Annotated in this window: 8 protein-coding genes and 1 pseudogene; 7 read left to right on the forward strand and 2 right to left on the reverse strand. The window is 65.4% G+C overall.

Going from position 1 to position 6,303, the window contains the following annotated elements:
- Positions 1-204: 204 nt before the first annotated feature.
- Together BMY22_RS10545 and BMY22_RS10550 are read left to right on the forward strand one after the other, a co-directional pair.
- Complete coding sequence (locus BMY22_RS10545) at positions 205-528, forward strand: DUF2790 domain-containing protein (RefSeq protein ID WP_090621800.1); 324 nt, start codon at positions 205-207, stop codon at positions 526-528.
- 156 nt (positions 529-684) lie between these two features.
- Positions 685-1,059, forward strand: a pseudogene (locus tag BMY22_RS10550) (transposase); the annotation flags it as partial.
- Positions 1,060-1,174: 115 nt separating this feature from the next.
- On the opposite strand, the gene BMY22_RS25365 reads toward BMY22_RS10550, so the two are convergent.
- Positions 1,175-1,390: a DUF4160 domain-containing protein gene (locus BMY22_RS25365; RefSeq protein ID WP_090621802.1), complete on the reverse strand. Its 216-nt coding sequence runs from the start codon at positions 1,388-1,390 to the stop codon at positions 1,175-1,177.
- A gap of 277 nt (positions 1,391-1,667) precedes the next feature.
- Between BMY22_RS25365 and BMY22_RS10560 the strand changes: the two genes are divergently transcribed.
- The 5 genes from BMY22_RS10560 (at position 1,668) to BMY22_RS10580 (ending at position 5,610) form a co-directional block, all read left to right on the forward strand.
- Positions 1,668-2,843 carry an efflux RND transporter periplasmic adaptor subunit gene (locus BMY22_RS10560; RefSeq protein ID WP_090621817.1) on the forward strand — a complete coding sequence of 392 codons (1,176 nt, stop codon included), beginning with the start codon at positions 1,668-1,670 and terminating at the stop codon, positions 2,841-2,843.
- 5 nt (positions 2,844-2,848) lie between these two features.
- Positions 2,849-4,069, forward strand: coding sequence for an ABC transporter permease (locus BMY22_RS10565; protein WP_090621803.1), 1,221 nt, complete (start codon positions 2,849-2,851; stop codon positions 4,067-4,069).
- Entirely contained in the window at positions 4,062-4,778 is a 717-nt protein-coding gene (locus tag BMY22_RS10570; RefSeq protein WP_090621805.1) for an ABC transporter ATP-binding protein, read from the forward strand. The genes BMY22_RS10565 and BMY22_RS10570 overlap by 8 nt, the downstream gene beginning before the upstream one ends.
- A gap of 276 nt (positions 4,779-5,054) precedes the next feature.
- Positions 5,055-5,255 (forward strand): DUF2790 domain-containing protein, encoded by a 201-nt coding sequence (locus BMY22_RS10575; RefSeq protein WP_425265972.1) that lies wholly within the window; start codon positions 5,055-5,057, stop codon positions 5,253-5,255.
- Between the two features lie 94 nt (positions 5,256-5,349).
- Positions 5,350-5,610, forward strand: a complete 261-nt coding sequence (locus BMY22_RS10580) for a DUF2790 domain-containing protein (protein WP_090621808.1) — start codon at positions 5,350-5,352, stop codon at positions 5,608-5,610.
- 390 nt (positions 5,611-6,000) lie between these two features.
- Here the strand turns inward: BMY22_RS10580 and BMY22_RS10585 are convergent.
- The coding region (locus tag BMY22_RS10585; protein WP_139211262.1) for a transposase at positions 6,001-6,303 on the reverse strand (303 nt) is incomplete at its 5' end.

Below are 6,303 nucleotides of genomic sequence, written 5' to 3' on the forward strand. Positions count from 1 at the left end.
CGCGAGCGGCTGATGCGCGCCAATACTTTCCGAATACTCAATAATGAATAAACGGAATTGCCCTTATTGAAAGCCTCTCGAACTCCTAGAATTATTCCCGGGGAGACAGAAACACTCCTCGAAAATATTCCGGACTTCCAAACAGGCATCGCTGGGAAAACTCAGTGAAGGGACCGGCTTGCCTGATGAAACAGGAGAGTGACCATGAATCGTTTAGCTACCGTGATGATGGCCGTGGCCCCCTTTATAGCCATGAGCAACTTGGTTGATGCCGCCGAAGAGGAACCCGACCCCCTGACTGCCGATCTCCAACTTGTCGTGCCTCAGGGGGCGGCGGATGACGAACAAACCGTTGAAGCTCATGATTACCAATATGGCGATGAACTGGATGTTGAAAAGATCATTTCCATCGAGAGCGATTCGATGGCGTGTGGCGTCACTCCGGCGGTCATGACCTACGAGGACTCCCATGGCGAGAGACACGTCCTGCGTTATCAGGTCATGGGCACCGGTTGCCAGAACGGCTAATTCGGACCTTCCTTCGTGCTTGGAATTATGCGGCTTAATATTCAATTTGAGCAGACGCACTTCCGGTATCTTGTATGGCCGAAATACATTCATCGCGCTTTTGCTTGTCTGAATATTTGATGGCGCGAGACCAAGTTGGTCGTGAATGAATAGTGCGATCCGCAAATGCGCTCGACGAAGAAGGACAACCGATACTACTTCGGGATGAAGGCGCATATCGGCGTCGAGAAGCGTCCGGAGCATGCCGGACGGAAAGTCGTCTGGCGGATCGCGGCTCGCCGCAGCACCCGCAAGAAGCACGGCAAGCGCAGTGTCCTGTATCGCGTCAAACGTCGGATCGAGAAAGCCAAGGCGCCGATGCGGGCCAAGGTCGAGCATCCGTTCCGGGTGATCAAGCGGCAGTTCGGCTACGTCAAGGTGCGCTTCCACGGCCTGGCGAAGAACACCGCGCAGTTGGTGACGCTGTTCGCCCTGTCGAACCTGTGGATGGCGCGAAAAAATCTGCGGGTGGCAGGGGAGGTGCGTCCGTAATAAGGGAAAATACCTCGCCAAATGCTCTTCGGGGCGGAAAATCAAACCTGGATTGACACACGAACCTGCATTGCTGTCCTTGGCGAGCAGGGCAAGAGCAAAAGTCGGGTCTGTTTCAGACCACCCTCAGGAGGCTGCCCACACAGCAGTCCACCATGATTAACAACGCTCTTGCTTGCGTGGACGTCCGCCCAGGCGCCCGTTCTCGCGCGCCGCCGCGCAGGTTGAATACCGCCTCGCAGCCATGCCCCATGACATGCACATGCGCCGGACGATGATCGTTGGGATAGATCACGGCACGCAGGCCGTTGAAGCACAGGGCGGTTGGCATGCGGGCAGGCTAGCAAGAACCTAAACGTTTGGATTTATTGGGCTCTCCTTTTGCCAGTGTGGTGACGCAAGGTCGGTAGGCCGGCGAAGCGGAGCCGGCCGATCATGGAGGCCTCCTGTTCCTCTGGACCCTGGCGGCTGGAATACCGGGCAGCAGGGCGAGCGAAGCGCCGGACGGGCTGCGCTACTTGGCGATAGCCCGGTGGAGCGCGCTGTGGCGCTTGCTATGCTGAGTGCGTCCAGCCACGACTGGCCGGATTCAAGGAGAGCCGGTGCCTATCCCCCTGCGTTCGCGTTTCCTCTGGCTCGTCCTGCTGGCGCTGGCCATCGCCGGCGGCGGGTTCTGGCGCAGCTGGCGCGGTCCCGAGCTGCCCGGCTATCGCCTGGAGCTGCGGCCGCTGGTGCAGCGGGTGGTGGCCAGCGGCGAGGTCGGCAGCCAGTCCCTCGCCCAGGTCGGCAGCGAGATCACCGGGGTGGCGGCGGTCCGTCACGTGCGCGAGGGCGATGCGGTACGCGCCGGCGACCTGTTGCTCGAGCTGCGCGACGACGAGCAGCAGGCCCGGGTGCGCGAGGCCGAGGCGGCGCTGGAGCAGCTGCTGCACTCCACCCGCCCGCAGGCCGAGGCGCTGCTGCGCGAGACCCGGGCCAACCTGGAGCAGGCGCGCCGCGAGCGGGAGCGCCGCGACGTCCTGCTCGAGCGCCGGGTGGTGGCCGCCGAGGAGCGCGAGCAGGCGCGCCGCGCCGAGATGACCGCGCGGGTGGCTCACGAGCGGGCGCGTCTGGCTGCCGCGGCGCTGGCCGCGGGCGGCAGCGAGGAGCGGGTGCTGCGCCAGCGCCTGGAGGCGGCGCGGGTGGCGCTGTCGCGCACGCGCATCCATGCCCAGGTCGACGGCATCGTCCAGACCCGGGCGGTGGAGCCGGGCGATCTGGTGCAGCCGGGGCGCACCCTGCTGGAGATCGCCCGCGCAGGCACCCGCGAGATCCTCCTGCCGCTGGACGAGAAGGACCTGGCGCCGGTCGCCCCCGGGCAGCTCGCCCGGGTGGTCGCCGACGCCTATCCCGAGCGGGTCCTCGCCGCCCGGGTCGGCTACCTGGCACCGGCGGTGGACACCAGCCGCGGCACCCTCGACGTGCACCTGGAGCTGCTCGAGCCGGCCGACTTCCTGCGCCAGGGCATGACCGTCTCGGTGAACATCGAGACCGGCCGCCGCGAGCAGGCGCTGGTGCTGCCCAACGACGCCGTGCTGGGGCGCGACGGCTCGCGCGGCGCGGTGCTGCGCCTGAACGGCGAGCGGGTGGAGCGGGTACTGGTGCGCCTGGGCCTGCGCGGTACCGCGCTCAGCGAAGTGCTCGAGGGCCTGGCGCCCGGCGACCGGGTGCTCGCCGTGGCGGCGGCCGAGGGCGAGCACGTGCGCCTGCGCGAACGGTCGTTGCCCCTGGGCCGGGCGGAGTGATCGCGATGGGGCTGGGCGGATCGCTGTGGCTCGAGTGGAAGATCGCCCTGCGCTTTCTGCTCGACAACTACCTGCAGACGTTGCTGATCCTGGTGGGGATCACCGTCGGCTGCGTGGTGATCGTGTTCATCACCGCGCTGATCACCGGGCTGCAGAGCAACGTCATCGTCCGCACCCTGGGCACCCAGGCGCACATCCGCATGCTGCCGCCGGACGAGGTCAACCGCGTCCTGCCCGCGCCGCCCGGGCTGCTCGCCCTCGACCTGGAGAACCCGCGGCCGCAGCGCCTGCGCTCGATCGGCAACTGGCAGGAGGTGCGCGACGTGCTCGACCGGCAGCCCGACATCCTCGCCGTGTCGCCGGTGGTCAGCGGCCCGGCCATGGGCCGGCGCGGCGTGGCGCGGGCCTCGGTCGCCCTGGTGGGCATCGATCCGGCCCGCTACCTGCGCGTGGTGCCGGTGACCGACGACCTGATCGCCGGGCGCTTCGAGATCGGCGCCGGGCATGCGGTGATCGGCAAGGAGCTGGCCGACGACCTCGGCCTGGAGCTGGGCGACAAGCTGCGCCTGGATGCCGGCGAGGGACGCGAGGCGATCGTCGACGTCACCGGCATCTTCGAACTCGGCGTGCGTGAGCTGGACGCCCGCCACGTCTACCTGGACCTCAAGCAGGCGCAGACCCTGCTCGACCTGCCCGGCGCGGTGACGGTGATCGACACCACGGTCGCCGACATCTTCGCCGCCGAGGACATCGCCGTGCGTCTGGCCCGGCTCACCGGGCTGAAGGCCGAGAGCTGGATGACCACCAACGGCGAGCTGCTCAATGCGCTGCGCTCGCAGGCCATGACCAGCCAGGTGATCCGCCTCTTCGTCGGCCTCTCGGTGGCCTTCGGCATCGCCAGCGTGCTGGCGGTGAGCGTGGTCCAGCGCACCCGCGAGATCGGCATCCTGCGCGCCATGGGCAGTTCGCGCGGACAGATCCTGCGGGTCTTCCTGCTCCAGGGCGGGCTGCTCGGGATGCTCTGCTCGGGGATCGGCGGGGGGCTGGCCTGGCTGCTGGTGGAGGCCTTCAACCACTTTGGCGCCTGGCCGTTCGAGATTCTCGTCGAGCCGACCCTGATTCCCGGCGCCATGGCGGTGGCGACCCTCACCGGGGTGCTCGCCGCCGCCGTGCCGGCGCGCCGCGCCGCGCGCTACGACCCGGCGGTGGCGATCCGCTATGTCTGAGCCTGAAGAGGTTCTGCGCCTGGCCGGTGTGGGTAAGGTCTACAACCCCGGCACGCCGCAGGAGACCGAGGTGCTGCACGGCATCGACCTGCGCCTGGCGCGCGGCGAGCTGAGCGCGCTGATCGGCCCGTCCGGCTCGGGCAAGAGCACCCTGCTCAACCTCATCGGCCAGCTCGACAGCCCGAGCGCCGGCGAGCTTTATCTGCTGGGCCGGCCGACCCGCGCACTGGACGACGCGGCGCGCACCCGCCTGCGCAACGAGGCGATCGGCTTCGTCTTCCAGTTCCACCACCTGATCCCGGCCTTCAGCGTGCTGGACAACGTGCTGATGCCGCTGATGATCCGCCACGGCAAGCCGGGCGCCGAAGACATCGAGCGCGTCCGCGGCCTCTTGGCCGAGGTCGGCCTCGAGGGCTTCGCCGCCAAGAAGGCCATCGAACTGTCCGGCGGCCAGCAGCAGCGCGTCGCCATCGCCCGTGCACTGGTCACCCACCCGGCCCTGCTGCTGGCCGACGAGCCGACCGGCAACCTGGACACCCACACCGCGGAGAACGTCTTCGAGCTGTTCCGCCGCTTCAACGCCCAGTTCGGCTGCGCGGTGCTGGTGGTCACCCACGACCCGCGCCTGGCGGCCGGCTGCCCGCGCACCGTCGAGCTGGTGGACGGGCGGATCGTCGGCGGGGCGGACCAGGCATCCGGCTCGCCCTGAGAAATTGTTTCCTTACGGTACACAGACATTGCGCAAACAGTCGATTTATCCTGGGCAGTTATTTCAATAACCTGTATCCAGCTTTAGAAAAAAGCCGCGAAACGTTCGACCCGCAGGGTTCAAGCAAACGACCCGACATGTTTCGCCGTGCCTTCAGCCTCATCTCGGTTGTTCCGACTGAAGACTTGTAAAGTTTGCACAGTTAGGACATTCAACATGAAACGCTTCATGCCGGTCATTATCGCCGCTGTCGCTTGTGCCGTACTGAACAGCGAAATGATCCAGGCGGCCGAACAACAGCCCAAGGTCGAAACCTACAGTTACGGCACCAAACTGGATATTGCCAAAGTTATCAGTGTCGAAACTCCGGCCAGGGTTTGCGAGGCCGTTCCCGTCCATATGGTCTACGAAGACCATCAGGGTCAGCGGCACGTTCTCGAATACCGGGTGATGGGCACGGGTTGCCAAATCCACTGAGACGGGGCGTGTCTTTTCCCGTCGCGCAAGCAAGGGCTCCGTCCGTTATTCGACCTTGGCCAGCAGGCCGGTTTATACACTCAGGACATTCAACATGAAACGCTTCATGCCGGTCGTTATCGCTGCCATCGCCTGTGCCGTATCGGCCAGCGAAATGATCCAGGCGGCCGAACGACAGCCCAAGGCCGAAACCTACAGTTACGGCACCAAACTGGACATTGCCAAAGTCATCAGCGTCGAAGAGCCGGCCAACGTCTGCGAGGCCGTCCCCGTCCATATGGTCTACGAAGACCATCAGGGACACCGGCACGTCCTCGAATACAGCGTCATGGGCAAAGGCTGTTCGAACAACTAAGAGCTGCTTCTTCCCGTCACGGGAAGAAGCAGCAAAATTGATCGGCGACCGGCATCAGCGGATGCCTGAGCGAACCCAGCTACCCATGCAGGCCGTCTAATTCTTGCACGCCGTCTCGAGGCCGCGGTGGCTGCCCGGCTGCAGGGGCGTTCCATGCCCGGCTCGGCCTGATCAAGCGGATCGACCGCCTGCTGCAGGCTGAGCGGGGCTGTTCTACTGGGTGGTAGGGGACATCGGTCAGTTTGGCGACAACCAACGTCGCCTGCCCAGCCCGAGGCCTCGATACTGTGTTGCCGCTCCTCGCCATAGCTCGGCTATGACTCGTCGCGGCGCCTTGTCTCGAAACCCCGGTCATCCGAACTTGAGTTAATCAACTAGAGCATTTTTACCTTATCCCGATTCATATCCGGCTGCCTCGAAGTAGTGCCTGCAGTCCTGCGCCGAGAACTGCCCGATTGCCTCGCCAATGCTCTGCCACAACTCCGGCACGGTCCGCGCCGCCGCCTTTCGCAGCAGCGCCTTGAGCTTGGAGAAGGCCATCTCGATCGGGTTCAGGTCGGGGCTATAGGGAGGCAGGTAGCGCAGTGTGGCTCCTGCGCCTTCAATGGCCTGGCGTACCCCCGCGACCTTGTGGGCCGGTAGGTTGTCCATCACCACGATATCGCCGGGCGTCAGCTCGGGAACCAGGACCTG

The organism is Azotobacter beijerinckii, assembly GCF_900110885.1.
Lineage (GTDB): Bacteria > Pseudomonadota > Gammaproteobacteria > Pseudomonadales > Pseudomonadaceae > Azotobacter > Azotobacter beijerinckii.

Coding starts and splice junctions, on each gene's coding strand:
- BMY22_RS10580 (WP_090621808.1), top strand. CDS start 5,350: ATGAAACGCTTCATGCCGGTCGTTATCGCTGCCATCGCCTGTGCCGTA.
- BMY22_RS25365 (WP_090621802.1), bottom strand. CDS start 1,390: ATGCCAACCGCCCTGTGCTTCAACGGCCTGCGTGCCGTGATCTATCCC.
- BMY22_RS10570 (WP_090621805.1), top strand. CDS start 4,062: ATGTCTGAGCCTGAAGAGGTTCTGCGCCTGGCCGGTGTGGGTAAGGTC.
- BMY22_RS10575 (WP_425265972.1), top strand. CDS start 5,055: ATGATCCAGGCGGCCGAACAACAGCCCAAGGTCGAAACCTACAGTTAC.
- BMY22_RS10565 (WP_090621803.1), top strand. CDS start 2,849: ATGGGGCTGGGCGGATCGCTGTGGCTCGAGTGGAAGATCGCCCTGCGC.
- BMY22_RS10545 (WP_090621800.1), top strand. CDS start 205: ATGAATCGTTTAGCTACCGTGATGATGGCCGTGGCCCCCTTTATAGCC.